The organism is Desulfovibrio simplex (genome assembly GCF_055387835.1).
This window is the reverse complement of sequence record NZ_AP042377.1, coordinates 339,862-365,088: the sequence shown is the minus strand read 5'-3', so window position 1 is coordinate 365,088 and position 25,227 is coordinate 339,862. Positions and strand designations below refer to the sequence as shown.

Annotated in this window: 26 protein-coding genes; 16 read left to right on the top strand and 10 right to left on the bottom strand. The window is 62.2% G+C overall.

The window, feature by feature from the left end:
- Positions 1-91 precede the first annotated feature (91 nt).
- Positions 92-652: a hypothetical protein gene (locus ACZ5DH_RS01500; protein WP_464255403.1), complete on the top strand. Its 561-nt coding sequence runs from the start codon at positions 92-94 to the stop codon at positions 650-652.
- Between the two features lie 478 nt (positions 653-1,130).
- Here the strand turns inward: ACZ5DH_RS01500 and ACZ5DH_RS01495 are convergent, their stop codons facing one another.
- The 8 genes from ACZ5DH_RS01495 to ACZ5DH_RS01460 form a co-directional block, all read right to left on the bottom strand.
- Entirely contained in the window at positions 1,131-4,418 is a 3,288-nt protein-coding gene (locus tag ACZ5DH_RS01495) for an efflux RND transporter permease subunit (RefSeq protein WP_464255402.1), read from the bottom strand.
- Positions 4,415-7,594, bottom strand: coding sequence for an MdtB/MuxB family multidrug efflux RND transporter permease subunit (locus ACZ5DH_RS01490; protein ID WP_464255401.1), 3,180 nt, complete (start codon positions 7,592-7,594; stop codon positions 4,415-4,417). Before ACZ5DH_RS01490 ends, ACZ5DH_RS01495 begins: the two co-directional genes overlap by 4 nt.
- Positions 7,595-7,635: 41 nt before the next feature.
- The gene (locus ACZ5DH_RS01485) at positions 7,636-8,961 is read right to left on the bottom strand and encodes an MdtA/MuxA family multidrug efflux RND transporter periplasmic adaptor subunit (protein WP_464255400.1); all 1,326 of its coding nucleotides are present in this window, start codon (positions 8,959-8,961) and stop codon (positions 7,636-7,638) included.
- Positions 8,961-10,637, bottom strand: coding sequence for a sensor histidine kinase (locus ACZ5DH_RS01480; protein WP_464255399.1), 1,677 nt, complete (start codon positions 10,635-10,637; stop codon positions 8,961-8,963). Before ACZ5DH_RS01480 ends, ACZ5DH_RS01485 begins: the two co-directional genes overlap by 1 nt.
- Positions 10,637-11,443, bottom strand: coding sequence for a response regulator transcription factor (locus tag ACZ5DH_RS01475; protein WP_464255398.1), 807 nt, complete (start codon positions 11,441-11,443; stop codon positions 10,637-10,639). The genes ACZ5DH_RS01480 and ACZ5DH_RS01475 overlap by 1 nt, the downstream gene beginning before the upstream one ends.
- 3 nt (positions 11,444-11,446) lie before the next feature.
- Positions 11,447-11,851: a YgiW/YdeI family stress tolerance OB fold protein gene (locus ACZ5DH_RS01470; RefSeq protein ID WP_464255397.1), complete on the bottom strand. Its 405-nt coding sequence runs from the start codon at positions 11,849-11,851 to the stop codon at positions 11,447-11,449.
- A 53-nt stretch (positions 11,852-11,904) separates the two neighbouring features.
- The gene (locus ACZ5DH_RS01465; protein WP_464255396.1) at positions 11,905-12,276 is read right to left on the bottom strand and encodes a YgiW/YdeI family stress tolerance OB fold protein; all 372 of its coding nucleotides are present in this window, start codon (positions 12,274-12,276) and stop codon (positions 11,905-11,907) included.
- A gap of 455 nt (positions 12,277-12,731) precedes the next feature.
- Positions 12,732-13,175, bottom strand: coding sequence for a NirD/YgiW/YdeI family stress tolerance protein (locus ACZ5DH_RS01460; protein WP_464255395.1), 444 nt, complete (start codon positions 13,173-13,175; stop codon positions 12,732-12,734).
- Positions 13,176-13,302: 127 nt separating this feature from the next.
- Here ACZ5DH_RS01460 and ACZ5DH_RS01455 point away from each other — a divergent pair, with 127 nt between their 5' ends.
- Positions 13,303-13,644, top strand: coding sequence for a hypothetical protein (locus ACZ5DH_RS01455; protein ID WP_464255394.1), 342 nt, complete (start codon positions 13,303-13,305; stop codon positions 13,642-13,644).
- 240 nt (positions 13,645-13,884) lie between these two features.
- Here ACZ5DH_RS01455 and ACZ5DH_RS01450 read toward each other — a convergent pair whose 3' ends face one another.
- A complete protein-coding gene (locus ACZ5DH_RS01450; protein ID WP_464255393.1) occupies positions 13,885-14,127 on the bottom strand; it encodes a hypothetical protein in 243 nt (80 codons plus the stop codon).
- Positions 14,128-14,805: an XRE family transcriptional regulator gene (locus ACZ5DH_RS01445; RefSeq protein WP_464255392.1), complete on the bottom strand. Its 678-nt coding sequence runs from the start codon at positions 14,803-14,805 to the stop codon at positions 14,128-14,130.
- A gap of 308 nt (positions 14,806-15,113) precedes the next feature.
- On the opposite strand from ACZ5DH_RS01445, the gene ACZ5DH_RS01440 reads away from it, so the two are divergent.
- The 14 genes from ACZ5DH_RS01440 to ACZ5DH_RS01375 all read left to right on the top strand — a co-directional run bounded on the left by ACZ5DH_RS01440 (position 15,114) and on the right by ACZ5DH_RS01375 (position 25,135).
- A complete protein-coding gene (locus ACZ5DH_RS01440; RefSeq protein ID WP_464255391.1) occupies positions 15,114-15,440 on the top strand; it encodes a hypothetical protein in 327 nt (108 codons plus the stop codon).
- Positions 15,427-16,077, top strand: coding sequence for a Mor transcription activator family protein (locus ACZ5DH_RS01435; protein WP_464255390.1), 651 nt, complete (start codon positions 15,427-15,429; stop codon positions 16,075-16,077). Before ACZ5DH_RS01440 ends, ACZ5DH_RS01435 begins: the two co-directional genes overlap by 14 nt.
- Before the next feature lie 241 nt (positions 16,078-16,318).
- Positions 16,319-17,002 carry a glycoside hydrolase family 108 protein gene (locus tag ACZ5DH_RS01430; protein WP_464255389.1) on the top strand — a complete coding sequence of 228 codons (684 nt, stop codon included), beginning with the start codon at positions 16,319-16,321 and terminating at the stop codon, positions 17,000-17,002.
- Positions 17,002-17,313 (top strand): 3TM-type holin, encoded by a 312-nt coding sequence (locus ACZ5DH_RS01425; RefSeq protein WP_464255388.1) that lies wholly within the window; start codon positions 17,002-17,004, stop codon positions 17,311-17,313. The genes ACZ5DH_RS01430 and ACZ5DH_RS01425 overlap by 1 nt, the downstream gene beginning before the upstream one ends.
- A 66-nt stretch (positions 17,314-17,379) precedes the next feature.
- Positions 17,380-17,799: a hypothetical protein gene (locus ACZ5DH_RS01420; protein ID WP_464255387.1), complete on the top strand. Its 420-nt coding sequence runs from the start codon at positions 17,380-17,382 to the stop codon at positions 17,797-17,799.
- Positions 17,799-18,083, top strand: a complete 285-nt coding sequence (locus ACZ5DH_RS01415; RefSeq protein WP_464255386.1) for a hypothetical protein — start codon at positions 17,799-17,801, stop codon at positions 18,081-18,083. The genes ACZ5DH_RS01420 and ACZ5DH_RS01415 overlap by 1 nt, the downstream gene beginning before the upstream one ends.
- A 43-nt stretch (positions 18,084-18,126) precedes the next feature.
- Positions 18,127-19,506, top strand: a complete 1,380-nt coding sequence (locus tag ACZ5DH_RS01410; RefSeq protein WP_464255385.1) for a hypothetical protein — start codon at positions 18,127-18,129, stop codon at positions 19,504-19,506.
- Positions 19,506-20,450 (top strand): GNAT family N-acetyltransferase, encoded by a 945-nt coding sequence (locus tag ACZ5DH_RS01405; RefSeq protein ID WP_464255384.1) that lies wholly within the window; start codon positions 19,506-19,508, stop codon positions 20,448-20,450. Before ACZ5DH_RS01410 ends, ACZ5DH_RS01405 begins: the two co-directional genes overlap by 1 nt.
- Positions 20,451-20,452: 2 nt before the next feature.
- Positions 20,453-21,952 (top strand): portal protein, encoded by a 1,500-nt coding sequence (locus tag ACZ5DH_RS01400; protein WP_464255383.1) that lies wholly within the window; start codon positions 20,453-20,455, stop codon positions 21,950-21,952.
- A 24-nt stretch (positions 21,953-21,976) separates the two neighbouring features.
- The gene (locus ACZ5DH_RS01395; RefSeq protein ID WP_464255382.1) at positions 21,977-22,336 is read left to right on the top strand and encodes a hypothetical protein; all 360 of its coding nucleotides are present in this window, start codon (positions 21,977-21,979) and stop codon (positions 22,334-22,336) included.
- Positions 22,336-22,680, top strand: coding sequence for a Bbp19 family protein (locus ACZ5DH_RS01390; RefSeq protein WP_464255381.1), 345 nt, complete (start codon positions 22,336-22,338; stop codon positions 22,678-22,680). The genes ACZ5DH_RS01395 and ACZ5DH_RS01390 overlap by 1 nt, the downstream gene beginning before the upstream one ends.
- Positions 22,670-23,317 (top strand): hypothetical protein, encoded by a 648-nt coding sequence (locus ACZ5DH_RS01385; protein WP_464255380.1) that lies wholly within the window; start codon positions 22,670-22,672, stop codon positions 23,315-23,317. Before ACZ5DH_RS01390 ends, ACZ5DH_RS01385 begins: the two co-directional genes overlap by 11 nt.
- A gap of 231 nt (positions 23,318-23,548) precedes the next feature.
- On the top strand, positions 23,549-24,538 hold the full coding sequence (locus ACZ5DH_RS01380; protein WP_464255379.1) for a major capsid protein: 990 nt from the start codon (positions 23,549-23,551) through the stop codon (positions 24,536-24,538).
- Positions 24,539-24,691: 153 nt separating this feature from the next.
- On the top strand, positions 24,692-25,135 hold the full coding sequence (locus ACZ5DH_RS01375) for a hypothetical protein (protein ID WP_464255378.1): 444 nt from the start codon (positions 24,692-24,694) through the stop codon (positions 25,133-25,135).
- Positions 25,136-25,227 lie beyond the last annotated feature (92 nt).

Here is a 25,227-nt window from a genome sequence, read left to right as displayed (position 1 = left end):
ATCATTCGTTTCAGTAATTGACTCCAGCCTTTTGGGAATCACCGAAAATACGAATTCACTGTGAGACATACTTGCTCAAAAGGATGTGCACATGATCGTTGAACGTATTGAGTATATTGTAAATACTACAACCAGATTCATAGTAGATTTATGGGTGCGGCAGTGGCCGTTATTGCTGCTTACGTTATGGGCTGTGCAGGACGTATGGTTATCCTTGGAACTCACCGGCACGGCTGATGTTGTCACCAATACTGCTATTGCTATCACGAGTTTTGCGGGCACGGTTGCTTGTTTGAAAATATTTCGGTTCGAGCGTAGCTTCTGGATGTATGCGCAGGTTTTTATAGGTGTTGGCGCTACTTTCTTCTTCACTAATGTTGAACTAACGCAACTGACGAGCGTCTTGCACCAGGACTCCTTTGACGAAATTTGGGTATACAGAATAGTAGAAGCCGCACTGTGGACAGGGGTAGTTGCATTGCTGTCAGCAGGGCTGTATTTTTTACGCTTTCGCCATAGGGTCAGCCCTTCAATTCTTATTAAAATACCCCTGACCACTTTTGTCATGTGCCTGTTCTTACAGCCAATTTCCATGTTTATATGGTTTGATCTCATGATGCTTGCATATGGCATTATGGGCATACGCTTGTGAGAATCTTCCACCGTATTGCGGTGCGCCTTTGAAATCCAGATTGCCCGCGACCACCGCCACTTCACTCAATATCCCCGCGTGCAAAGTAAAAACCCCCGTCAGGGGGTTTTTACTTTGCACCTTGGCTGAAGCCACGCACGTTACGGCATTTTCGCATACTTGATGGACTGTTGCGCGCAGCCGTCAGGGTATTTCATTAGTGAACTCTCTGAACCACAATAAGAGTTTTAGGGGGAGGGGGTGTGGGGGAGGGACCCTTTTGCAAAAGGGTCCCTCCCCCACAAAACATTTTAAAGGAAACGCTGATTTATTCCGTTTGGCGGCGTTGCTTCACTTTTTTTGAAACAGTTGAGGACGGAAGAGTCCACTCCTGCTTCAAAAAAAGATTGCGCCTTGCCAAACGAAACAACTGCGCGTTTCCAAGAGGCTCTTTAATCCGTACTTCCCTGACATACTCCGCGTCTGCGTCTGCCTGGGCCTACGCCTTCTTGCTCAAAACCTGCAATCTGCCCGCCACGGCCTCGCCGTAGCGTACGCGCCACCACCAGCGGCGCACGCGCAACCGGGCGCGGTCAAGGCACAGGTACACCACGGGCGTGGTATAGAGCGTCAGAATCTGGCTCACCAGAAGGCCGCCCACAATGGTCACGCCAAGGGGCTGACGGATCTCGGCTCCGTCGCCCTGGCCCAGCATCAGAGGCACGGCCCCGAGGATAGCGGCTGCCGTGGTCATCATGATGGGCCGAAAGCGCAGCAGACATGCCTCATAGATGGCTTTGTCCGGGGGCAGATTGCGGCTGCGCGAAGCCTCCAGGGCAAAGTCGATCATCATGATGGCGTTCTTTTTGACGATGCCGCACAGCAGCAGCACGCCGATAAGGGCAATGACGCTGAACTCCATCTTGAAGAGCATGAGCGCCAGCAAGGCCCCGCCTCCGGCTGAAGGCAGCGTGGACAGAATGGTCAAAGGATGGATGAGGCTTTCGTACAGCATGCCAAGAACAATATACAGCGCGGCCAGGGCCGCCAGGATAAGGATGACCTGATTGCCCGCCGTGTCGCTGAACATCTTGGCGGTGCCCTGAAAGCTGCCCACAATGGTGGAGGGCATGCCGATCTTGACCCGCGCCTCATCAATGGCCGTCTGCGCCTGCGAAAGCGCCGAACCCGGCGCAAGATTGAAGGAAAGGGTCACTGCGGCGAACTGCCCCTGATGCGAGACGGAGAGCGGCGCAAAGGACGGAACCACATGGGCGACGCTCAGCAGGGGAACCAGCCCCTCTTTGCCCGGCAGATAGACCTTTTCAAGGGCTTCCTCGCTTTGCAGCCAGTCCGGCCCGTATTCGAGCACCACGCGGTACTGGTTCTTGTCGCGGTAAATGGTGGAGACCTGACTTTGCCCAAAGGCAGTGCCCAGGGCCGAGTCCACGTCCTTCATGGTCAGCCCGTGCCGCGCCAGGGCGTCGCGGTTGACCGTGACTGTGGTTTGCAGGCCGCGCTCTTCAATATCGCTGTCCACATCCTTGAATATCGGCAATGACGCAAGCTCCCGTTGCATGCGTCGGCCCCAGGTGCGCAGATCGTCCAGATTATCGGCCTGAAGGGTGTACTGGTACTGCGAACGCGAACCGCGCCCGCCCATCATGATGTCCTGCGCCGGTTGCAAAAAAATCTGCAAGCCGGGTTCGCCGGAAAGCTTGCCGCGCAGCCTGCCTATGACGGCCTGCGCGTTCACCTTGCGTACAGCCAGAGGTTTGAGGGCAATAAAGACGCCACCGCCGCCACGCCCGCCGGAAATATGGGCAGAAACCTGCTGCACCGCCGGGTCCGCGCGTATAACTTCCACAAGCTTGGCCAGCTTGACCTGCATGGCCTGAAAGGACGCGCTCTGGTCGGCGCGGATGCCGCCCATGATGACGCCCGTGTCCTGCTCGGGAAAAAAACCCTTGGGCACGGTGATATACATCCATACATTGGCCGCCACCACAAGCAGCAGAACAAACATGGTCAGACGCGGATGCCGCAGCACCACAGGCAGACTTTTGGCGTAGCCCTTCTGCATGCCCGAAAGCACCCGGCCCCACGCATCACCCAGCCTTGCGAAAAATCTGCGCACAAGGCCGCAAAGGCCGCCGGCGCACAACCGCTGCGCCTGGGCAGCGGCCCTGGCGTCGTGCTCGCTCTGGTTCATGGGCCGCAAAAGTCTGGCGCACATCATGGGCGTGGTGGTGAGCGAAACCACCATTGAAACAAGCACCGCCGTGGTCAGCACCACGGAAAATTCTCGGAACAGCCGCCCCACCACGCCGCCCATAAAAAGAATGGGCGCGAACACCGCCACCAGGGAAAGAGAAATGGACACAACGGTAAAGCCCACTTCCCTCGCGCCGCGCAGGGCGGCCCGCAGGGGGCTTTCGCCCATTTCCAGACGGCGCACGATGTTTTCAAGCACCACAATGGCGTCGTCCACCACAAAACCCGTGGAGACGGTGAGCGCCATGAGCGAGAGGTTGTCCAGGCTGTAGCCGCAAAGGTACATGACCCCAAAGGTGGCAATGAGCGACACAGGCGCGGCCACCGCCGGAATACTGGTGGCGCGCCCGTTGCGCAGAAAAAGAAACGTCACCAGCACCACAAGGGCCATGGCCAGCACCAGGCTTTTTTCCACCTCATGCAGCGATGCGCGGATAGTCAGCGATCGGTCCATGCGCAACTCAAGATCAGCGCTCTCCGGCAGCCAGGAGCGCAACTGGGGCAGCATATCTTTCACCCTGTCCACAGTCTCGATGATATTGGCTCCGGGCGAGCGAAAAACAATGAGCAGCACGGCGGGTTTGCCGTTGGAGACAGCCATGGCGCGCACGTCCTGCGCGCTGTCCACCACCTCCGCCACGTCAGCGAGGCGTATGACCCTGCCGCCGCTGCGGCCCACGATGAGAGGCTTGTAGTCTTCCGCCTGGTGCAACTGGTCGTTGGCGCTCACCAGCCAGTAGTTGGTCTCGCTTTCAATCTGCCCCTTGGGCAGATAGGCATTGGCTGCGGCAAGCGCCTTGCGTACGTCCGCCATGCTCAGGCCCACCCTGCTGAGGGCGTCGGGTATGACCTCCACGCGCACCGCAGGCAGCGCGCCGCCGCCCACAATGACTTCACCCACGCCGGCAAGCTGGGATATTTTTTGCGCCAGCACCGTGGAGGCCGCATCGTACAGTTGTGAGCGGGTCAGCACGTCCGAGGTGATGGACAGGATCATGATGGGCGCGCCAGCCGGGTTCACCTTGCGGTAGGAAGGGTTGGACGGCATGGTCGGCAGGTTGGAACGCGCCGCATTGATGGCCGACTGCACGTCGCGGGCCGCGCCGTCGATATTGCGGTTGAGGTCAAACTGCAAAATGACCTGGGTGGAACCAAGGCTGCTGCTTGAGGTCATTTCCGTGACGCCGGCTATGCGCCCCAAGGCCCGTTCCAGCGGCGTGGCCACCGTGGCGGCCATAGTTTCCGCCCCTGCGCCGGGCATGTTCGCCCGCACCATAACCACGGGAAAATCCGTATCCGGCAGCGGGGCCACGGGCAAAAGGCCAAAGGCCACGATGCCCGCCAGGGTTATGGCTATGGTCAGAAGGGCTGTTGCCACGGGCCGCCGGATAAAGGGCGCGGAAATATTCAGGGGCAGCACCAGAGGGCCGAGCCTGTGGCCGGGCTCCGGTTTTCTGCGCACGCGGGGGGTGTCCGGCCTGCCGCCTGTTCCGGCTTCCGGGGGGCGGTTCATGACCTGCCCTCTTCGGGCCGCGCGGGCGCGTTCATGCCCGAGGCCTGGCCCCCGGTTTCGCCTGCGGATGCGCCATCCGGCGCGGCATCGGGTTCAGCCGCGCCCTTGCCGCGCACACGGCGGCTCAAGCGGTCAAACCACAGATAGATGACCGGCGTTGTAAAAAGCGTCAGCACCTGACTGACAATAAGGCCGCCCACCATGGTCACGCCCAGGGGACGACGCAACTCGGCGCCCATGCCCCAGCCCACCATAAGGGGCAGCGCGCCCAGCAGGGCCGCCATAGTCGTCATGAGAATGGGCCGCAGGCGCAGCAGGCAGGCCTGCCGTATGGCGGCCAGCGGCGCTTTGCCCTCATTGCGTTCGGCGTCGAGGGCGAAGTCTATCATCATGATGGCGTTCTTTTTGACAATGCCGATGAGCAGGATGATGCCGATAATGCCCACCACGCCAAGCTCCATGCCCCCAAGCATGATAGCCAGCAAAGCCCCCACCCCGGCGGAAGGCAGGGTGGAAAGAATGGTCACAGGGTGGATATAACTTTCGTACAATACGCCCAGCACAATATACATGGTCACGATGGCCGCCAGAATGAGCCACACCTGATTGTCGGTGGACGACACAAAGGCCTGGCTGGCCCCCTGAAACCGTATGCGCAACGAATCCGGCAGTTGCAGGCTCTCAAAGGTGGTGGTGACCGCCTTTACAGCCGCGCCCAGTGAAGAGCCCCGGGCCACGTTGAAGGATATGGTCGCCACGGGAAACTGCCCCTGACGCGCTATGGAAAGCTGGGTGGGACGTTCCTCCACCGTGGCGATGCTGGTGAGGGGCACGGGCTTGCCGTCGCCGCCCTTGACGTAGATATTTTCAATGTCCTGCGGCCCCTGACGGAAGCGCGGAGCCACCTCAAGCACGACCTTGTACTGGTTGGTCTGGGTAAAAATGGTGGAAATGAGGCGCTGGCCCAGAGCGTCGTACAGGGCGTTGTCGATATCAGACATGCTGATGCCGAGCCTTCCGGCGGCGTCTCGGTTGATATTGAGCCAGGCCATGCGGCCGGGGCTCTGGTAGTCGCTGGTCACAAGCTCAAGCTGGGGCTGCTGGCGCAGGGCGTCCACCATCCGCCGCACCCAGGCGTCAAGCTGCGTCTTGTCCAGAGCTTCCACAGTGAGCTGGTACTGGCTGCGGGACACGCGGTCCTCAATGGTCAGGTCCTGCACGGGTTGCAGATACAGCGTCATGCCGGGCAACGCGGCCGCCTTTTTCATGATGCGCCGGGCTATGGCGGGCGCGCGGGCGTCACGGTCGTCCAGCGGGCGCAGTTCTATGCTCAGGCGCGAAGTGGCCATGGTCTGGTTGATGCCGTCCACCCCCACAAAAAACACCACGCTTTCCACTGCCGGGTCTTCAAGAATGACCTGGGCAAGCTCGCGCTGCCGTGTGGCCATGGCCTTGAAGGACGTGTCCTGCGGGGCTTCGGCCACACCCTGTATGACGCCCGTGTCCTGCACGGGAAAAAATCCCTTGGGCACCAGCACGTACAGGAGCACGGTCAGCACCAGGGTGCCCACGGCCACGGTCAGGGTGAACTTTTGATGGGCCAGCACCCAGTCCAGCCTGCCCTCGTACCACTGGAGCAGGCGCGTAAAAAAACGGCCTTCGCTTTTCTGGCTTGCGTGGCGCTCGGGCCGCAGCATGACGGCGCAGAGCATGGGCGTCAGCGTCAGTGATATGGCCGCGGAGATAAGGATGGTCACGGCCAGGGTAACGGCGAATTCCCTGAACAGCCTGCCCACCACATCGCCCATGAAGAGCAGGGGAATAAGCACGGCCACCAGCGAAATGGTCAGGGATATGATGGTAAAGCCTATCTGCCCCGCGCCCGTGAGCGCGGCCTCACGCGGGCGCATGCCCTGCTCCAGATAACGGGAAATGTTTTCAATGACCACAATGGCGTCGTCCACCACAAAGCCTGTGGCGATGACAAGGGCCATGAGCGTGAGGTTGTTGAGCGAATAGCCCGCAAGATGCATGACGCCCAGCGACCCCACCAGAGAGAGGGGCACGGCCAGCGCGGGGATGATGGTGGCCTGCGCGTTGCGCAAAAAAAGCCAGATGACCCAGATAACCAGAGCCACGGCCAGCAGCAGTTCAAGCTGCACGTCGTGCACCGTTGCGCGGATGGTGGTGGTGCGGTCCGTAACCACGCGCACCTCCACATTGCCCGGCAGGGTCTGCTGCAATACGGGCAAAAGCTGCGTCACGCTGTTGGCGACGCCGATGACGTTGGCCCCCGGCTGCCGCTGCACCGAAAGCACGATGGCCGGGCGAAAACTCATGCCGTCACCGGCGACGTAGGCCGCCAGACGGGCGTTCTCGGCCCCTTCCACCACATCGGCCACATCCTTGAGGCGCAGGGGAGCGCCGTCCCTGTAGCCAATGATGGCATTGGCGTATTCCTCCGCCGAGGAGAGCTGATCGTTGGCGTCGATGGTGCTGGCGCGTTCCTGCCCGTCAAAGCTGCCCTTGGCGTCATTGACGTTGGTTTTGGCTATGGCGGTGCGCACGTCAGCGAGAGTAAGGCCAGCGTTGGCCAGCGCCCTGGGATTCATCTGCACGCGCACGGCGGGGCGCTGCCCGCCCGAAAGCGTCACCAGCCCCACGCCCGGCAGCTGCGAAATCTTCTGTGCCATGCGCGTATCCACCAGGTCTTCCAGCCGGGTCAGAGGCATGGCGTCGCTGGTGACGGCAAGGGTGATGACGGGCGGGTCCGCCGGGTTGACCTTGTTGTATATGGGCGGCGTGGGCAGGTCGGAAGGCAGCAGGTTGTCCGCCGCGTTGATGGCGGCCTGCACCTCCTGCTCCGCCACGTCCAGAGCCATTGAAAGGTCGAATTGCAGGGTAACGACAGAGGCTCCGGCGGACGAGAGCGAACTCATCTGCACAAGGCCCGGCATGGTGCCGAACTGGCGCTCCAGCGGGGCCGTCACCACGGAGGCTATGACGTCGGGGGAAGCGCCGGGGTACAGCGTCTGCACCTGGATGGTGGGATAGTCTATCTGCGGCAGCGCCGCCACAGGCAGGTAGCGGTAGCCCAGAAGACCAGACAGCAGCAGGGCCACCATGAGCAGGGATGTGGCTATGGGCCGGAGAATGAAGATGCGCGAAAGATTCATGGCGGCATTGTCCTGTACGGCAAAAGCGGCGCGGCGCGTTTCTACGGGGCCTGCCCGGATTTGGGCGGCGGCGTGCCGTCGGTGGGCGCGCTCCCCTGCGCCTGCGGGATATTGGGGGGGGCGTTTTGGGCAGCGCCGGAGTCTTCAGCGGCGGTTCCGTCCACGGACTCCGCCCTGGGCGTTTCCACTGTGGCCGCCACGCGCACGGCAGTGCCGTCCCGCAGGCGGTCCAGGCCATCCACCACCACCCTTTCGCCAGGCTCCAGCCCCTTTTCGATGACCGTCAGGCCGCCGGAACTGACGCCGGGCGTCACCAGACGTATCTGCGCCTCATCCTGCCCTTTTTCAGCCTGGCGAACCACATACACGTAGGCCCCGCGCGTGCCCAGCTGCACGGCGGAGGCTGGCACGGTGACGGCTCCCGGCAGGACGCGCACGAGCAGACGCGCGTTGACGAACTGGTTGGGGTAAAGAGCGCCGTCCTTGTTGGCAAAGCTGGCCTTGAGGCGCACCGTGCCGGTGGCGCTGTCTATCTGGTTGTCCAGCGAAAGAAGCTGCCCCACGGCAAGAAGGCGCTTCTGCTCCCTGTCCCAGGCCTGAACAAGCAGCGGCGGGGAACCGGGCAGGCTCTCGTTGTGGCGCAGGGCCTGCACCACCAGCGGCACCTGGCTTTCCGGCAGGGTAAAAATGACGTCACATGGGCTGATTTCGGTGATGCGCACAAGACCGTTGGCGTCCGAAGCCTTGATCATGTTGCCTTCGTCCACATTGCGCAGGCCGAGCCGCCCGCTGATGGGGGCGGTAACGCGGCTGTATTCCAGCTGCAGGCGGGCCGAATCCACGGCGGCCTGATCGGCCCGCACAACGCCCTCAAACTGCCTCACCAGGGCGCGCTGCGTTTCATACTGCTGCGCCGCTATGTAGTTGCCCTGGGCAAGTTTGGCGTACCGGGCAAGGTCGTTGCGGGCGTTTTCAAGCTGGGCCCTGTCTTTGGCAAGATTGCCCATGGCCTGATCCAGGCTGGCCTGGAAGGGACGCGGGTCTATCTCCGCCAGCAGGTCTCCGGCTTTCACGCGCTGGCCTTCGGCAAAGTGCAGGCGCAGCAACTGACCGTCAACCCGGCTGGTCACAAGCACGTCGCCGGACGGCAGCACCGTGCCAAGACCGTTAAGAAAATGCGGCACGTTCTGGGCCAGGGACGTGGCCACGCGCACTGGCGGAGCATCCATGCTCATGCCGGGGCGGCCGCCGCCCTTGCCCAGCAGCTTCCAGCCCGCCGCCGCAGCCAGCAGAACCAGAACCACCGCCACCAGCTTGCGACGGCCCGAAAACATACCGCGAACAGGGCTGATCTGAGAACCTGACATTACACGTCTTCTCCTTGGGCTGCCGGAGGAAAAACAAGGCGAAACACCGTTATCTCTTCCGCTCCGGTATAGGCGGAGGGCAGCAGTTCAAGCAGCCAGCCGAGGCGTTCGCAGGCGCGCTGGGCCAATGAAAGCCCCAGCCCATACCCTGCGCCATCCCCGTCGGCGTTGTGGTCAGTGGAGTTGCGCCGGCGCACGCCGCGCGCAAAAATATCGACATCGCAAGGTGTCCGGCCTTTGTTGCCCACCAGCATCCTGCCGGATTCAAGAAGCACAAAGGCGCGGTCATTTTCGGTATACTTGCAGGCATTGTCCAGCAAATTCTTGAAAATGATTATGGCCAGTTCCCTTTGAGCGCGCGCGTGCGCGTACGCGGGTATGACTGTTGCCAGATCGACCGGGGGAGACGCAAAGGAACGCGGTCGTGCGGACGGCTCACAAAGAAGCCCCTCGGTCGTCTCGCAGGCCGGCCCCGATGCGGGCAGACCGCCGTCTTGCGGCGCAGGCGAAGATTCGCTGCGCAGCATCAGCTCCACCATGTGGGGCAAACAGCCTGCCGCACAGGGCGTGTCGGACCCGTCAGTCACTTCTCTCGCGTACGCCAGCCCTTCGCGCTCCATCTCGCCTATGGCCTCCCGCAGCAAGGCGGCGCAGTCCAAAACCTGAAACTGTATTTCTTCAGGGCGGCGGGCCAGCAACAGAAGCGTGCGCACCGTATCGCTCATGCGGCCTGTGGTGCGCAGAAGTCTGCTGACCACAGGGGCAAGGTCGTCACCCTGCTGCAGGCGTTCCAGGCGCAGTTCAAGCACCTCAAGCCCGCCCTGCATGACCGTGAGCGGGGTGCGCAGTTCGTGACTCACATCGCCCGTAAAATGGCTCTCGCGCTGCACAAAACGCCAAAGCGCCTCCTCGCGGGCGGCAATGGCGCGGGCCAGCACGCCGACCTCGTCATCCATGTCCGTCATGGGAATTTCGGCGGGCGTCGCAAACACGGTCATGGCCCGGTCGGCGGGCGGATCGTCCCACATGTCGGATTCCGGGTCGCGCACGGCCTGGGAGCCGGCTGTCATACGGTTCATCCCCGTGGTGGGACGCCCCTCGACCGCCAGGGTAAGCCGCCGCAGGGGATCGGTAAGACGACGGCTCAAAACTATGGCCAGAAGCACCGCCACGGCCAGTCCGGCCAGCGCGCAGAGCAGCAGGATGCCGTTGAGCCGGTCCTTGAGCGCCTGAAAACCGCCAGTGCCGCCCCTGAGCATGTACTCCACACCGTCACGGCGCTCGATGAGAACAAACTCGGCATCGTTCTCCACAAAGTGCAGGCCGTCGGGCAGGTCGCGCCATTGCGGCGACACCTGCTTGCCCACCAGAAACGTCCAGTGCATGGCCGCTGCCAGGTCTTCACCGTAGTACAGCTGGTCGCGCCCGCTGTCTTCAGCCTCCCAGGCGCGCTTTTCGGCCTCAATAAGGGTTTCCATCACCGGGCGGGCATGCCAGCCCACCAGGTAGGTGCCCAGATAATCAAAGGAAAGATGCCCCACAATGCTGAGGGCCGTTCCCATGCCCAGAGCCAGAAAAACAAAAGCCACCAGAATCCGGCGCGCAAAAACAGTGCGGCTTCGGGCTGGCGGCCTGATGCGGGAAGAAGCAGACGAAGGGGACGCAGCGGGAGTCATCAGCCCACATCCTTGTCAGTACAGGAGCTGGCCGGGCTGGCCGAGCGAGCCGGACTGGTCGGGCCTGATGAGAAGCCATTTTCCGCAATGTCGGCCACGCATCCGTCGGCGGGGTCGGGGCTCAGGCGGTAGCCCACGTGCGGCACCGTGTGCAGCAGGGGCAGGCCAAAGGGCTTGTCCAGCTCGCGCCGCAATTCATGAATATGGGTGCGCAGCGCGCTGCCCTCCGGCGGTTCGTCGCCCCACAGCAGCTGTTCCAGATGCTGACGGCGCACAAGCCCCGGCGCCGCACGCAGCAGTTCCTTGAGAATACGGAATCCTGTGGGACTCAGACGCAACCGCCGCCCCTGACGCTCGGCCCAATGCTCTTCATCGTTCAGCGTGAGGTCGGCACAGGTCCACAGTCCGCCCTTGTCCATTCCCGTGACGCTCTGCATGCGGCCCCGCCGCAGCAAAGCCCGGATGCGCGCCTCCAGTTCCCTGAAGGCAAAAGGCTTGACCAGATAATCGTCGGCGCCGGCCTCAAGCCCCGTCACCCTGTCGGCCACGGCATCACGCGCCGTGAGCATGATGACGGGCGTGGCGCATCTGTGCTCCTGCCGCAGGCGGCGGCACAGGCTCACGCCGTCCAGCCCCGGCAGCATGACATCCAGCACGATGCAGTCGAAATCGTGCTCAAGGGCCATCTGAAGCCCGGCCTTGCCATTGCGGGCACAGTCCAGAACATAGCCCATAGGCTCAAGAAAGGCGTAAAGATTGGCGAGGATGTCCTCGTTATCTTCCACAAGCAGAAGAGCGCGCGGCATGGTTTACCGTCCCGGTGAATCGTGCGCGTCCGCAGTGCCGATTATTGCCATGGCGTCTACCTGAACCTCATTGGGGCGCTTGCGGTTCCAGTCTATATGACCGAGCAGGCGCACCTTGTCGCGCGGCGTCACCGTAAGGTGCCCGAACACCTCATTCTTGATTTCCACAATGATCTTGCCGCTGTGATCCTCAAAGAGGTAGCGGTTTTTGCGGCGGGGCAGCTTTTCTGCAATATGTCCTTCCAGCACACAGGGCGCATCGTCCTGCGCGCCCAGCACATCAGCGGCGCGGGTCACGGTGGCCGCCACGCCGGGGCCTTCAAAACCCCCAGCCCACGCAGTTTCGCCAGAAAAGCCCCCCCCGGCGAAACCCATGACCAGAGCCAGCAGCACTGCCAACACTCGCATACGTATTCTCCATACGTGGCGCGGCCAGATGCAAACCCGGCCGCGCAGCACGATCAGTTCAGAATTTCCAGAACCTTGACGTCAACCTTGGCGGGCTCAAGCAGATCCTTGTCCACCTTTCCGGAGAGCTTCACGGTATTTTCAGGAGTGACAGTGCGGCCAGCAAAGACCTTATTGTCGATATCCACAATTATTTCACCTGTGGCGTCCCTGAAGATGTATTTATCATCACTGCCTGCCTTGCGGCCGACAATCTTGCCGGTAAGCAGCACCGGAGCATCGTCATGGCCTTCCAGCGCCTGCTTGGCGGAGGTTATTTCAACTCCCACCGTGGGGCCCTTGAAGCCGCCAGCGCCGGGCCCCTGAAAGGCCGCGTGGGCCGGTATGGCAAAAAGAAGCAGCATCAGTAAAAGTGCTATACGCATGATGGTATCCTATATGTTGTGCTCCCGCTTTCGGGCTGTCGTTCTGAAGCCCCTCATGCGGCAGCTGTTATCCTTGTTTTTCGTAGCTGTGAAAGTGTGTGGCCGCTGACTCGGCTGGACCTGGCCCGCCCGTGCGTGGTGGCTCATATGCCCGGCTGTGGACGGACGGCGCGCCAGTGGCCCGGCCGCGCGTGCGCGGCGTGTGCCTGATCTGTGTCTGACCATTATGGCCTGGACGTGTCCTGCATGCCTGCACGCGGCATATGGCCAGCATCATTTTCAGCGTGGATTTTTTTGCGGTTTAGCGCAAGACAATTGCGCGGCTTTTCATGTGGGACAGCTCAAAAGCCATCAAAAATGCACCACGCGACGCCAAGCCGGAATTTGTGGGCCCTGCGGCATAAAGCGGACCGCAGGGCAGGAGGCGTCCCGTCCGCCACGGGACAGAAAAAAATTTACTTGATAACGTGCACGGCCCTGACGCCCATGACAGGAGCCTTGTCAGCGGCAACCCTGATTTTGCCCTTGAGGCGAATCTTCATGCCGGGGGCCAGATTCACGCCCTTGAGGGCCTTGGGACCGATGGCCGCCGTCATACGACCGGTGCCGTCGTCCACAATATAGCGGTTCTTCTGACCGTCAACCTTCTCCACAATAGTGGCCACGATCGTGGCCGGGCTCTTGTTGGGAGCCGTCAAAGCCTTGGAAACGGTGTCCACCTCTTGCAGCTTTGCCACGCCCTGGCCTTTTTCATGCGGGGTCCTGGCTTTGACCTTGTGGGGAGCCGGGGCCGCAACGCCCTGGGAGTCGCCTACGGAAGCGGTGTTTTCAGCGGCATTGGCCGCCTGGACAGGCAGGGCAATGGCGGCAGCCATAATCATAACGAGAAAATAGCGCATAAATCCTCCAGAAATTTTGTCTATCATGCTGTGTGAGCGCATGATGCGCCACACAAATACAACCTGCGCCACGGGGCGTCAGCAAAGCGTTAGGAAGATTGCGCCCACCCAAAAAGACACAAAAGACATGGACGCACGACACGGCACCACCCTGACGGACTGCCGCACGTACTTCTTGTGGACACGCGCCAAAGCTGCTATGCTGCCGGGCATGAAAGAGCTTGACCCACACACGATTCGCCCTTGCCTTGCTTGCGGCGGCACCAATGTTTATCTGGAGTCCATGTTGCCGCCAGGACGGCGGCAGGAAGTCTGGCGGGTGGTTTGCTCATGTGGACAGACCTCACAGCAATGGTCCGTCTCGCAGGGGGCGGCCATACGGGCGTGGAACCGCAACCTGGCCAGCGCCAATGAAATGGACGCCACCCCCGCGCCAGTGGCAAATCCGCGTCCGCCCCTCAAGCCCTAGAGCATTTAACACTTGAAATGCTCGCGTACGGCAGGCAAAAGCCTGTCTGCTCGCATTTCGTGGCAAGGGTTTTCAGGAAAATCCTTGCAGAGCGGTCAACTCATTTCATTTGTAAACGGCTCTGGCCGAAAGGCCGGGACTGTACAAGCCAGCGTAACGCCACTCCGCAGCACACTGTGCCAAGGCCGCAATGCGGCTTTTTGCGCATGGCCATGCCACACAAGGTCAGACCGCAAAAAATCAGGGCACAAAGATTATGCCGCACAAGGTCAGGTCTGGCAGCCCCCTGGCGCGTTTCGCCGCTGGCAAAGCAGTGCCGCCGCTTTCAGGCGTCGCCTCCGGCGTACCCGGCGCAGCGCCCATATCCGACGGCTCACTCATGCCCGGCGCAGCACCCGCATCCGCCGTATCACCGCGCGGGGGTATTACCGCAGCCAGAGCCGCAGCCCAGGCCCACCCTGTCTGCCCCGGCCCGGTTTCCACTCAATCCAGTTCCCGTCCCACCCACACGGCGCGCCCTATAACGCGCACGAGATCCGCCAGCTGTTCGCCGGTATCCGCCTCTATGGGCGCGTAGTCGGGATTGAAGCTCGTCAGAATGAGCCTGCCCGGCATGGCGTTGACCACCTTGAGGTATACCATGTCTTCCACGCCCACCGCGTAGATGCGGCCCGGCACGGGGTCACGCTGCCCCTGATCTATGAGCACCACGTCATTGTGCATGATCTGCGGCTGCATGCTGTCGCCTGAAACACGCAGAAGAACCATCTGCGAAGGATTGCCCTTGCGGTGGAGAAAATCCCAGCGAAAGGCATAGTGCCGCAGCACCTCGCCGCCAGTTTCAAAACTGCCCCTGCCAGCGGAAAGCCTGGCTTCCACCATGGGAACCATGACCAGCCTTGCCTCGCCAGTGCCAAGCCCGCCATCGTCAACGGTCTCCTTGCCAGCCAGCAGCCAGTCAAGGGAACAGTCCAGCGCTTCGGCCAGGCGTACCGCAAACGCGCCCTTGGGCATCTGCCCTTTTTCGTATTGCTGAATAGTGGTCAGACTTACCCCCACCTCATTGGCCACATCCTGCTTGTGCAGGCCAAGGATCTCGCGCCGCTGGCGCAAACGCTGCGCGAAAATTCTGGACAAATTCACTCCTGCTGCTGTTTTCATGGCGTTTCCATTGGCAAAGGGTACCGGTTTAAAACTTTTCTTTAAAAAACATTGAAAGGTTTTATTTATCCGCGTTGACCATAACCATTTTTTCTCAAATTTACAATCTTTTCTTTTAAAAAAGCGTAAAATACAGCGAAGCACTAGGCTTTTGGCGACAAATTTGCCTATATGAATGATAAGATACATAAATAACAGCATAATAAATCTTTTCTTTTAATTAAAAACTTTTCCCTTGATCGTTAAAACAAAAAATTATAAATCTTCCAATACGCACGACACTCCATATTCACTTCAGGGAGCATAGCATGTCAGAACTTTATAACAACATCGAAACCGTAAGCGCTGTGCTGGACATTTTACAAAACAACGCACTCCCCGCCCAAAAGCCTGTGCTGCGCCTGCTGGGCGACCACCTGCGCCTGCTTGCCCGCTGCATGGACGATGCGGCGCTCTGCCCGCCGCACATACCCACGGGCACGCCCACGCCCGACACATCGCGGCTGGCCGCGTACCCACCCACCGTGGATACGCCGTGCAGGGCAGATACTTCGCTCAGGCCGGATAGCTCGCACGGGGCAGTCACTGACGGAACCGCGCGGCGGGTTCAAGGGGTTCGTTATGTACACCAGTAGCGCGGCCGGCGCGGCCCCTGCCCGCGTGCATTCCGCAGCCCGCAATGCCAGCGCCGCGCCCGCGCCCCTTGGCAAAACGCCTCGGCCAGCGGCCTCTGACGGGCGGCGGTCGTGGGGGCAGGCCCTGCAAAAGGCAGATCAGAAAAAACGCTGGCAGCAACTGCTGGAGCATCTGCCCGAAAACATGCGGCAAATATGGCACGCCCTGGGCGGGCAGAAAAACGGGCGTCTGGATGACCTCTGGCGGCTGCTCGATGCCTATGGCGGGCAGACCATCCGTGTGCCCGCCGTCATACCCGCTGAGCGCCATCATCCCCTGTGCCGCCGTTTGGGAAAACGCTGCGCGGCCAGGCTGATTGCGGCCTTTGGCGGAACCCCGCTGTACGTGCCGCGCTGTTCTTCCGTACTCACAAAACTGCGCCAGCAGGAGATCATTGAGACCTTTTCCCGCCATACCGCGCAGGGCAAAAGCAGCACCGCTGCCGTGGCCTGTCTGGCCCGGCGGCACGGACTGTCCGACCGTCAGGTCTGGAAAATACTCAAAAAAGTGGCCTCCGCTCCGGCGCAGGGCTATTTGCTCCACGAGTTCAAGGAGATGGGCCCGCAAAAGGAAAATCAGGATAACCTCCCGCAATAAATAACAAAAAAGACAAACTACACAGGTAAAAATATTTATAAGCCCGCGAAATAGCGGGCTTTTTAAATTTCATTTTTGGCCTGAAAGGGGGGTCTGCACAGTTCCGACCCGCGCCAGACGGGGAAATAGCGGTGCTGAACCCGTTCAGTCTTACGCTGAGCCGCCTTTCTGACATGTTGTACCCACGCCGCCGATGATGGAGGCGCAACGCTCACAGCCATCATGACCGGGAGAACATGCCATGACCGCATTTTTTCAAAAAGCCCACGACTTCACCGCCCGATGGGAAGGCGGCCTTTCCGACCATCCCGCTGATCCCGGCGGTCTTACCAAGTACGGCGTTTCGCTGCGCTGGGTTCAGGACCTGGCCCGCCAGGCCCGTGAGGACTGCCTGCGCCAGGCCCGCAGCTGTGACGGCTGCTCCGACGCGCGCACCCCCCGGTGCGGCTATGCCAGCCTTGATATGGACATGGACGGCGATGTGGACGGTGACGACATCCGCGCCTGCACCAGAGCCCAGGCCGCCGCCCTTTTCAAGAAACACTTCTGGGACAAGCTCGGCTGTGGCGGGCTTCCCCTGCCCCTGGCCGTGACCCTGTATGACGGGGCCGTGAACATGGGCCCGGCGCGGGCCGTGCGCCAGATGCAGCGGGCCATGAACACAGTGGGGGAAGCTGAACTGGACCACTACGTTCCCATTGCCGAAGACGGCGTCATGGGGCCAGCCACGGGCCAACTGGCCGAAGCGCTGGAACAGGGCGGCAAACACTGGTTCGCGGCCCGTCAGGTACTGCGCCTGCGCGACACGTTTTACCGGGACCTCGCCGCGCGGCGGCCCTCCATGCAGGTGTTTCTGGCAGGCTGGCGCAACCGGGTCAAAGCCTTGAACCAGTATCTGGCTGAACTTGAGAGGGAGGACGGCTGATGTGGATGTTGCTTGGCAAACTTCTTGGCGGCCTCACTGGCCTGGCGGACAGGATCGTGCCCGACCGCAACCGGCAGAACGAGGCCCAGAGCCGTATCAACGAGGCTGAGGTTTCTGGCGCGCCAGCCAGCCGTATGCGCCTGTGGCGCTCCTTTCTCGGCTGGGTGCTGGCCCTGCTGTTTTGCTGGGAGGTCGTGGGGCGGCTGGTCATCGTGCCGCTGTTTTTCGCCGGATGGGCCGACAAACTGCCGCCCTCGGCCCTGGATCAGGTCATGGCCCTGCTTCTGGGCATGCTGGGACTGGGATTCTGACAGCGGGCGGCGCGGCGCGGCCCATGAGGCCGCCGCACGCCCAAACGCAGCACAATGGAGATCATCATGACTATGGACATTTTTTCCTCATCCGGCGCATCCCTGCTGGTGCTTGGCGTTCAGGGGCTTTTTGCCTGGGCGCTCTGGAGCCTGCGCCGCGCCTTTGTGCGGCAGGACGAGTACCTGCTGCACCTGCAGCGCGATACCCGACGTGAGGCCGCCGCCTGCCGCCGCATCAGCGCTCTGGAAGAAACCCTGCGCCTCACGCCGGGCAATGCCGATCTGGCCGGGCTGCACAACGAGCTTTCAACCCTGCGCGGCGAAATACAGGCCCTGAACATTCGCATTTCCGGCCTGGACCGACTTTTGGAACGGCTGGAACACGGTCTTGAACGGCAGGAGGACCGCCTGCACCTCATACCGCCCGCCCGTCAAGGCGCTTTTTTGCGCAAGTCCGGCATTGGCGCGGATGGAGAAAACCACTGATGCCCGCCGCAAGCCCTCGCGGCAGAAAAACGCGGAAAAGCTCGCGCCTCCTGGACAGTCTGGAGCAGCGCCTTGACCTGCTCACGCGCACACTGGACGAGGCTGAAATTGCCGGAAAAAGCATTGATATCGTCAAGGAAATAAAAGAGTTGCACGCAATCTTACGCTCACTGCGCGAAGAGGATGCACCCGATGCGCCGCCCAAGGTCGTGGTGGTGTGGGGCGGCCCGCCCAGTTCATCTTCCGGCAAAGGCACCGTGCCTGAAGCCAATGTGGTCCCCTGACAGGCGCCCCTGACGAACAGGCCCTGATTGAAATGTGAACCATTTGAAAGCCAGTCTGATCCAGACCACGCAGGAGGCTTCAACGCTCATGCCGCATGTCATTCCCTACAGTCCGCGCCCCCTGCAATGGCAGTTTCACGAGGAGCGCAAGCGCTTCTGCGTGCTGCTCTGCCACAGGCGCTTCGGCAAAACAGTGGCGGCGGTCAATGATCTCATCCGGCAGGCGCTTGTCGCTGGCCGTGAAGACTGGCGGGCGGCCTACGCCGCGCCCTTTCAGGGGCAGGCCAAGGCCGTGGCCTGGGATTACTGCAAGCGCTTTGCCGGAGCCATACCCGGTTCGCGTTTTCTGGAAAGCGAGCTTGTGTGCGTTTTGCCCACCGGGGGCCGCATACGGCTGCTCGGCACCGATAACGCCCCGGCCCTGCGCGGTCTGTATCTGGACGATCTTGTGCTGGACGAACCCGCCGACATGCCGCGTCAGGTCTGGACACAGATTTTCCGCCCCATGCTGGCAGACCGTCTGGGCCGGGCGCTGTTCTGCGGCACGCCGCAGGGCACGGACAACCTGCTTTACGATGTCTGGCAGCAGGCCGGGGCCGACACGGAAGGGCTGTGGTCGCGCTTCCGGTTCCCGGCCTCGCAGACAGGCTACTTGCCCCAGGCGGAACTGGCGGCCGCGCGGCGCAGCATGGACGAAGCCGAATACATGCAGGAGTTTGAATGCTCCTTCGCCGCCGCCGTGCGCGGGGCCTACTACGCGCCCCTGATGGACGCCGCCGACCGCGAGGGCCGTATCATCCCTCTGCCCTTCGCCCCGGAACTGCCCGTGCACACGGCCTGGGACCTCGGCATGGATGACGCCACGGCCATCTGGTTTTTTCAGGTGGAGCCTTCGGGCCAGTGGCGTTTTGTGGACTACTACGAAGCATCGGGCGAGGGCCTTGCCCACTATGCTGGCGTGCTGGCCCAAAAGGCACGCCCGGCCGGGCAAGCGCCGCTGGACGGCCAGTCCGGCATGGCGGGCCGGGGCTTTACCTACGGCACGCATCTGGCCCCGCACGACATCCGCGTGCGCGAGCTGGGCACAGGCCAAAGCCGGTGGGAAAGCGCGGCCCAGCTCGGCATCCGCTTTACCCTGGCTCCGTCCCTGAGTCTGGCCGACGGAATTGACGCCGTGCGCCGCTGCCTGCCCCGCTGCTGGTTTGACGCCGGTTTTTGCGCCGGGGGCGTCAAGGCCCTCAGGGCATACAGGCGGCAATGGCGGCCAGGGCAGCAGGCGGCAGGTTCCGGCCCCCTGCACGACTGGACAAGCCACGCGGCGGACGCCCTGCGCTACGCTGCCACCGGATTTCGTCCGCCACAGGACGCGCATGGCGGCCAGCGCCGCGCCAAAACCCATTACGATGTCTTTGGAGGCTCCTGATGCTTTTTAACTACGCGCCAGCCGTCAGCAAGGCCCAGCGGGACGCCGTCTTTTTACGCATGCAGGCCGAGGGGCTGCTTGGCTGCGCCATGAGCGGGCTTGCCGCTCCCACATTGGCTGACTGGCGGCGCATCACTTCTCCCCGGCGTGGACTGCTGCTCTGTTGCCATCTTGCTGAAGGCGGCGACTCCCTAGAGCATTTTGCTTTTGAAACAGTCCCTGTTTCAACGCATCATTCTGGCGAAAAACGTGGTTTTCGCCAGAATCCACGCCACGTTGTGGCGGCTGCCGCCTTCGCGTCAGCAGAGCAATTTCAAAGTGAAATTGCTCTAGGCAAAAGCGGGCCAGCGGCGCGACCAGGCGACGGTTTGACCGTCAGCCCCGACCCCGGCACGACGTCCATGCTGGGCTGCGCCCTGTTCACGCCACGTCGGGGCAAGGTGTGGGAATTTGACTTTACCACATTCCGCACTGCCGCGCGGCTGGCCGTGCGCATGGCGCTCGGCGGCCTGGCCTGGGCTTTCGCCCATCTGGACTGCGCCGCCATCGCCGGTTTGTGCCCCGCGCCCAATCGCCACGCATGGCGGCTGGCCGAAGCCTGCGGTTTTCACGTCATGGGCCGCCTGCCGCAAGCCTGCTGGCACGCCCGTAAACAATGTTATGTGGACGGCGTGCTGGTGCTCTGCACGCCGCGTGATCTTGCAGAACATACAACAGCCAGGGAGGCCGTTATGGGTTTTGGTGGAGGTTACAGTTCCCCCAGTGTTCCTGAAGTTACCCCCGTTCCCAAGCAGGAGGTGCAAAAACCTGTCACAGAGGCTGCCACCGCCGCCCGTCAGGCGCAGAAAGACAAGGCCAGCAAGGCCGCGGGCATCAACGCCTCGGTGTACACAAGCCCGCTCAACCGGGCGGACGCCACGCAAAAAACACTGTTGGGGCAATAGACATGTTGCGGTCATCCTACACTACGACACTGCCGCCGCCGTCCAGGGCCGCCGCTGAAAACGCGGACGGCGAGCGGGATCATCCGCTGGTGCGCGCGGACGTGCCTGCCCTGGCCCGCAGGTATCAGGCCCTTCTGCGCCGCCGTGCGCCCTGGGACACGGCATGGCAGAGCCTTGCCGACCATTTCCTGCCCACGCGCTGCCGGTTGCGGCAGCAGGGGCAGGAAGATCAGGAAGGCCCCATGCTCAACAGCGGCCTTGTGGACGCCACGGGCATTCTGGCCATGCGCACGCTGGCCGCCGGACTTCAGGGCGGCCTGACCAGCCCGGCCCGCCCCTGGTTCCGCCTGGGACTGGACGATGCGGATCTGGCCCGCAGCCGTCCCGGCCAGGCATGGCTGGACGAAGTGGCCACGCGCATGCGCGCCGTTTTTCACCGCTGCAACTTCTATAACGCCATGCACACCCTGTACGCGGAACTGGCGACCTTTGGCACGGCCTTTACCTTTGAACTGGCCGACCCCACACAGGGCTTCCGCTTTATGCCGCTCTGCGCCGGCGAGTATGTGCTGGACTGCGACGCCGCCCGCAAGGTGGACACGGTTTTTCGCCGCTCAAGCATGACCCTGCGCCAGCTCGTGCAGACCTTCGGCCTTTCGGCCCTGCCCGAATCCCTGCGCGAGGCGGCCGGCCGCAACGCGGACGAAAGGCGCAGCGTCATCCAGGCCGTGTATCCGCGTGTGGACTGCCAGCCCGGCATGCTCGCGGCCATGCACATGCCCGTGGCGTCGGTCTACTGGCTTGAGGGACGCGACGGCGGCGAACACCCCCTGCGTGAGTCGGGCTTCAGGCATTTTCCCGGTTTCGGCCCGCGCTGGGATGTGGCGGGCAATGACGTTTACGGGCGCTCGCCCGCAATGGACGCCCTGCCCGACTGCCGCATGCTGCAACAGATGGGCATCACCACGCTCAAGGCCATCCACAAGGCTGTGGACCCGCCCATGAGCGTGTCGGCGGGCTTGCGCTCCGTGGGGCTGGATCTGACCCCCGGCGGCATCAACTATGTGGACAGCGCCCCGGGCCAGAGCCCGCAGGCGGCGACGCCGCTGCTTCAGGTCAACCCCGACCTGTCCACAGCCCGGCGCGCTATGGAATCCGTGCAAAACCAGATCAGATCCGGGCTCTACAATGACCTTTTCAAACTCATTCTTGAGGGCCGCAGCGGCGTGACCGCCAGTGAAATAGCCGCCCGTGAGGAAGAAAAACTGGTTCTCATCGGCCCGGTGCTGGAACGCCTGCACGACGAACTCTTTATCCCGCTTATGGACAGAACATTCGAATGCATGCGCGAGCTGGACATGCTGCCCCCCTGCCCGCCCGAACTGGCCGGACGACGCCTCAAGGTGGAATTCGTCTCCCTGCTGGCGCAGGCGCAAAAGCTGGTGGGCGTCAGCGCGGCGGATCAGTATCTGGCCCTGACCCTCAGGGCTTCTTCGGCCTAGCCCGAAGCTCTGGACACCCTCAACGTGGATCACCTGCTCGACAATTACGCCGACAGCCTCGGCCTGCCCGTGAGCCTCACCCGCTCCCTTGAGGAACGTGAGCAGTTGCGCGCCGCCAGAGCCGAAGCCCTGCGCGCCGCGGCCCTGACAGACACCCTGAAACAGGGGGCGGACCTTGTGCACCAGCTTGCCCAAAGCCCGCTCACAGACCCGCAGGGCAGGCAGGGCACGGTTCTTGACGGTCTTGTGGCCCTGCTGGGACGTGCGGCCCAGGCGCAAGTCAACGAGATTGGCGGTAACGGCGGTCAGACGGCAGAAAGTCCGCCCCCGGTCGCGCACAGTATGGAAGAAGCCCGGCGTCACGCGCCGCGGGAGACGCCCTGATGGATATCTTCGCCCCGTACGAACAGGCGCACAGGCAGGAAGGGGAAGCCCGCCAACGGATGGAGGAGGCCGAGCGCCAACTGCGCGACGCCGTCAACAGCCTCATGGCCCAGCGGCAGGGGCGGCTGTTCCTGCGCTGGCTCGTCCACCAATGCCAGTGTTTCAGCGCCCAGAACCTTGACAATGGCGGCTGCGGCGCACCGGGCACGCATGATGCCGCGCGCCTCGGCTTCGCCGAGGGCCGCCGCTATGTGGGCATGACCCTGCTGCGCCTTGTGCAGCGCTCCGACCCCGGCAATTTGCCGAAACTGCTCGAGAACAGAGAGGACGAACATGACGTATGACGCTTTTACTCCCGCACCCGCACAGGACAGCGCCCCCGGCGCGGCATCGGCAAACACCCCCACAGGAGCAAACACATGGCTCGGCGCTTCGGGCGGTTCCGGCGGGGCGGTAAACGTTGGCAACTATGGCAGCCCGCGCGGCCAAAGCGGCCATGACAGGATGCCCGGCGGCGCCGCCGCTGCCACCGATCAGAATTCCGGGCAGAACCCTGCCCGCAACTCGGGCCAGAACCCGGACCATACTTCGGCCCAGAACGGCAGTGACGCCACGGGTCAGGAACTGCTGCACCGCCAGATAGAGCAGCACATGCGCCAGCACGAAGCCGCCCGGCATGAGCAGTGGCAAAAGCAGGTCAGCCAGTGGCGTGAGGAGGTGGCGCAGGACCCGCAGCTTGGCGGCGTTCATATGGCCGCCAATGTGGCCCGCGCCCAGCTGGCTCTGGACCGCTTTGACCAGGGCAGGCACATCGGCAGGCTGCTTGAAGAAAGCGGCTATGGCAATCACCCGGAGGTATTGCGCTTTTTCAACAGGGTGGCTGACGCGCTTATGGAAGACAGCCTGGTGCGCGGCGAACCGGGCGGCGGCATGCCGCCGCTTGAGGAGCGCATGTACGCTGGCTGGAGCTCACGCAAGTAGCCCGGTCTGCCCCTTCTGAACCCACTGCTGTTGAAAACGGGGTTTTCCCGCCTGTCATCAACCCGCCATGGGCGGTTCAGCCATTGAGCGGGCAGGCAATCATCACAAACCGCTCCGGGCAGAAATCTTGTCCGCTGCATGCTCACGGTTTCAGCAGACGCTCCACAACTGTTTTCCGTGGCGCGGCTTACCCCTTTTTTGTCCATTCACCTTTCTACATACGAGGCAATCATGTCCAACTCTGCGGGTCTTGTGGTTTCTCTGGCGGAAATGGAACAGTTTTACCGTGGCGACAAGGCCGGTCAGATCATCGAGCTGATGAACAAGACCAATGACATTATGGACGACGTGCTCTGGATGGAATCCAACCAGAGCGACGGGCACCTCACGCGCATCCGCACGGGCCTGCCCGAAGTCTACTGGCGCAGGCTCTATCAGGGCACGCCGCCCTCCAAGTCCCAGTGGGGGCAGGTCAAGGAGGGCTGCGGCATTCTTGAGGCCATCATGGAACTGGACGTGGAAGAGCTGCGCCTCTACGGCAGCCGCGACAAGGCCTTCCGCATGAGCGAGGGCGTGTCCTTTGCCGAAGCCATGCGCCAGAAAGTGGCCGCCACGCTTTTTTACGGCAACAGCAACCTCAACCCCGATGAATTCAACGGCCTGTCCATGCGCTATCCCGCGCAGGACGCCAAAAACGTGCTGGACGCCGGCGGCCGCGACGAGGGCGGCTGCACCTCGCTCTGGCTCATTTCCTGGGGCGCGCAGGCCGTGCACGGCATCTACCCCAAGGGCAGCACCGGCGGTCTTTCGCACGAGGACCTCAATACCTACATGGCCCAGGACCCCGACGGCCGCAAGTATCAGGTGGTGGGCGACAAGTACAACTGGCGCTGCGGTCTGGCCGTGCGCGACTGGCGCGCCGTGGTGCGCGTGGCCAACCTGCCCCTGGCCGCCCTTGGCAAACGCAAGGGACAGAGCGGCTTTATCGACCTGCAAAAGCTGACCATCGAGGCAAAAAACCGCATGCCCCAGCACCTGCGCCAGAAAGCCGTGTGGTACGCCAATTCCGATGTGCTCACGGCTCTGGAACTGCAAAATTCCGATGCTGGCAACGTGCAGCTGCAGTACGGCGAATTCTTTGACTCCAAGGCTGTTCCCGTGCTGCACGGCCGCCCCGTGCGCCAGTGCGACGCCGTGCTGGCCAGCGAAAGCGTCGTGTAACCAGGATTGTGACGGAGAAGAAAGCCCCACGCCAACGAATTACCCCGGATGGTTGCGGTACGGCTGCTCAAGTCCAGCACATCCGCAGCTTGAATCGCCATACGTCAATCACAACGCTTCAATCGCCACGCTTCAATAAAACAAGGAGCCCACATGGCTATTATTGACCGCAATTCCATTCTGTTTGAAGGCCCCCTCACCGCCAGCGCCACCGGGCCCGCGGTGGCCCTCAACGCGCTCAAACTGCCGGGCCGTATGGAGCCCATGCCCTTGCGCCTGTCCGTAACGCAGGGCTTCAAGCCCGAAGAGGTGCAGTCCCTGACCATCGGTCTTGAAGAGGCCGATACCGCCAGCGGCCCCTGGACAAGCGTGGCCGGGGCCACGGTCAGCGTGCCCCATTCGTCGGAAAACCCGGCCCTGGCAGCCGGAGCCCGCCCCTATCACCGCTTTCTGCCGCAGGGGGTACGCAAGAGCTGGCTGCGCCTGACGTTCACGCTCACGCCCGTGAGCGGCAAAAGCGTCACTCAGGGCAGCATCTTCTCCGCCCTGCTGCGCGAGGAAGACCTGCCCTATGAAAAGGCGCTCATGGCTGGCTAGGGCAGACGCCCTCAGAGACAGGGGGATACCTTAAAGGCGCTGTCTTAGAGCAGATTAACTTTGAAATGCTTCACATTTCAAAGTTTTCATTC

Bases quoted from the DNA above. Each gene is read 5' to 3' on its own strand.
- ACZ5DH_RS01400 (WP_464255383.1), top strand. From the start codon at position 20,453: ATGTTGCGGTCATCCTACACTACGACACTGCCGCCGCCGTCCAGGGCC.
- ACZ5DH_RS01435 (WP_464255390.1), top strand. From the start codon at position 15,427: ATGTACACCAGTAGCGCGGCCGGCGCGGCCCCTGCCCGCGTGCATTCC.
- ACZ5DH_RS01445 (WP_464255392.1), bottom strand. From the start codon at position 14,805: ATGAAAACAGCAGCAGGAGTGAATTTGTCCAGAATTTTCGCGCAGCGT.
- ACZ5DH_RS01480 (WP_464255399.1), bottom strand. From the start codon at position 10,637: ATGACTCCCGCTGCGTCCCCTTCGTCTGCTTCTTCCCGCATCAGGCCG.
- ACZ5DH_RS01500 (WP_464255403.1), top strand. From the start codon at position 92: ATGATCGTTGAACGTATTGAGTATATTGTAAATACTACAACCAGATTC.
- ACZ5DH_RS01420 (WP_464255387.1), top strand. From the start codon at position 17,380: ATGACTATGGACATTTTTTCCTCATCCGGCGCATCCCTGCTGGTGCTT.
- ACZ5DH_RS01425 (WP_464255388.1), top strand. From the start codon at position 17,002: ATGTGGATGTTGCTTGGCAAACTTCTTGGCGGCCTCACTGGCCTGGCG.
- ACZ5DH_RS01385 (WP_464255380.1), top strand. From the start codon at position 22,670: ATGACGTATGACGCTTTTACTCCCGCACCCGCACAGGACAGCGCCCCC.
- ACZ5DH_RS01475 (WP_464255398.1), bottom strand. From the start codon at position 11,443: ATGCCGCGCGCTCTTCTGCTTGTGGAAGATAACGAGGACATCCTCGCC.
- ACZ5DH_RS01390 (WP_464255381.1), top strand. From the start codon at position 22,336: ATGGATATCTTCGCCCCGTACGAACAGGCGCACAGGCAGGAAGGGGAA.
- ACZ5DH_RS01380 (WP_464255379.1), top strand. From the start codon at position 23,549: ATGTCCAACTCTGCGGGTCTTGTGGTTTCTCTGGCGGAAATGGAACAG.
- ACZ5DH_RS01490 (WP_464255401.1), bottom strand. From the start codon at position 7,594: ATGAATCTTTCGCGCATCTTCATTCTCCGGCCCATAGCCACATCCCTG.
- ACZ5DH_RS01495 (WP_464255402.1), bottom strand. From the start codon at position 4,418: ATGAACCGCCCCCCGGAAGCCGGAACAGGCGGCAGGCCGGACACCCCC.
- ACZ5DH_RS01415 (WP_464255386.1), top strand. From the start codon at position 17,799: ATGCCCGCCGCAAGCCCTCGCGGCAGAAAAACGCGGAAAAGCTCGCGC.
- ACZ5DH_RS01375 (WP_464255378.1), top strand. From the start codon at position 24,692: ATGGCTATTATTGACCGCAATTCCATTCTGTTTGAAGGCCCCCTCACC.
- ACZ5DH_RS01465 (WP_464255396.1), bottom strand. From the start codon at position 12,276: ATGCGTATAGCACTTTTACTGATGCTGCTTCTTTTTGCCATACCGGCC.
- ACZ5DH_RS01405 (WP_464255384.1), top strand. From the start codon at position 19,506: ATGCTTTTTAACTACGCGCCAGCCGTCAGCAAGGCCCAGCGGGACGCC.
- ACZ5DH_RS01455 (WP_464255394.1), top strand. From the start codon at position 13,303: ATGGACGCACGACACGGCACCACCCTGACGGACTGCCGCACGTACTTC.
- ACZ5DH_RS01460 (WP_464255395.1), bottom strand. From the start codon at position 13,175: ATGCGCTATTTTCTCGTTATGATTATGGCTGCCGCCATTGCCCTGCCT.
- ACZ5DH_RS01440 (WP_464255391.1), top strand. From the start codon at position 15,114: ATGTCAGAACTTTATAACAACATCGAAACCGTAAGCGCTGTGCTGGAC.
- ACZ5DH_RS01430 (WP_464255389.1), top strand. From the start codon at position 16,319: ATGACCGCATTTTTTCAAAAAGCCCACGACTTCACCGCCCGATGGGAA.
- ACZ5DH_RS01485 (WP_464255400.1), bottom strand. From the start codon at position 8,961: ATGTCAGGTTCTCAGATCAGCCCTGTTCGCGGTATGTTTTCGGGCCGT.
- ACZ5DH_RS01470 (WP_464255397.1), bottom strand. From the start codon at position 11,851: ATGCGAGTGTTGGCAGTGCTGCTGGCTCTGGTCATGGGTTTCGCCGGG.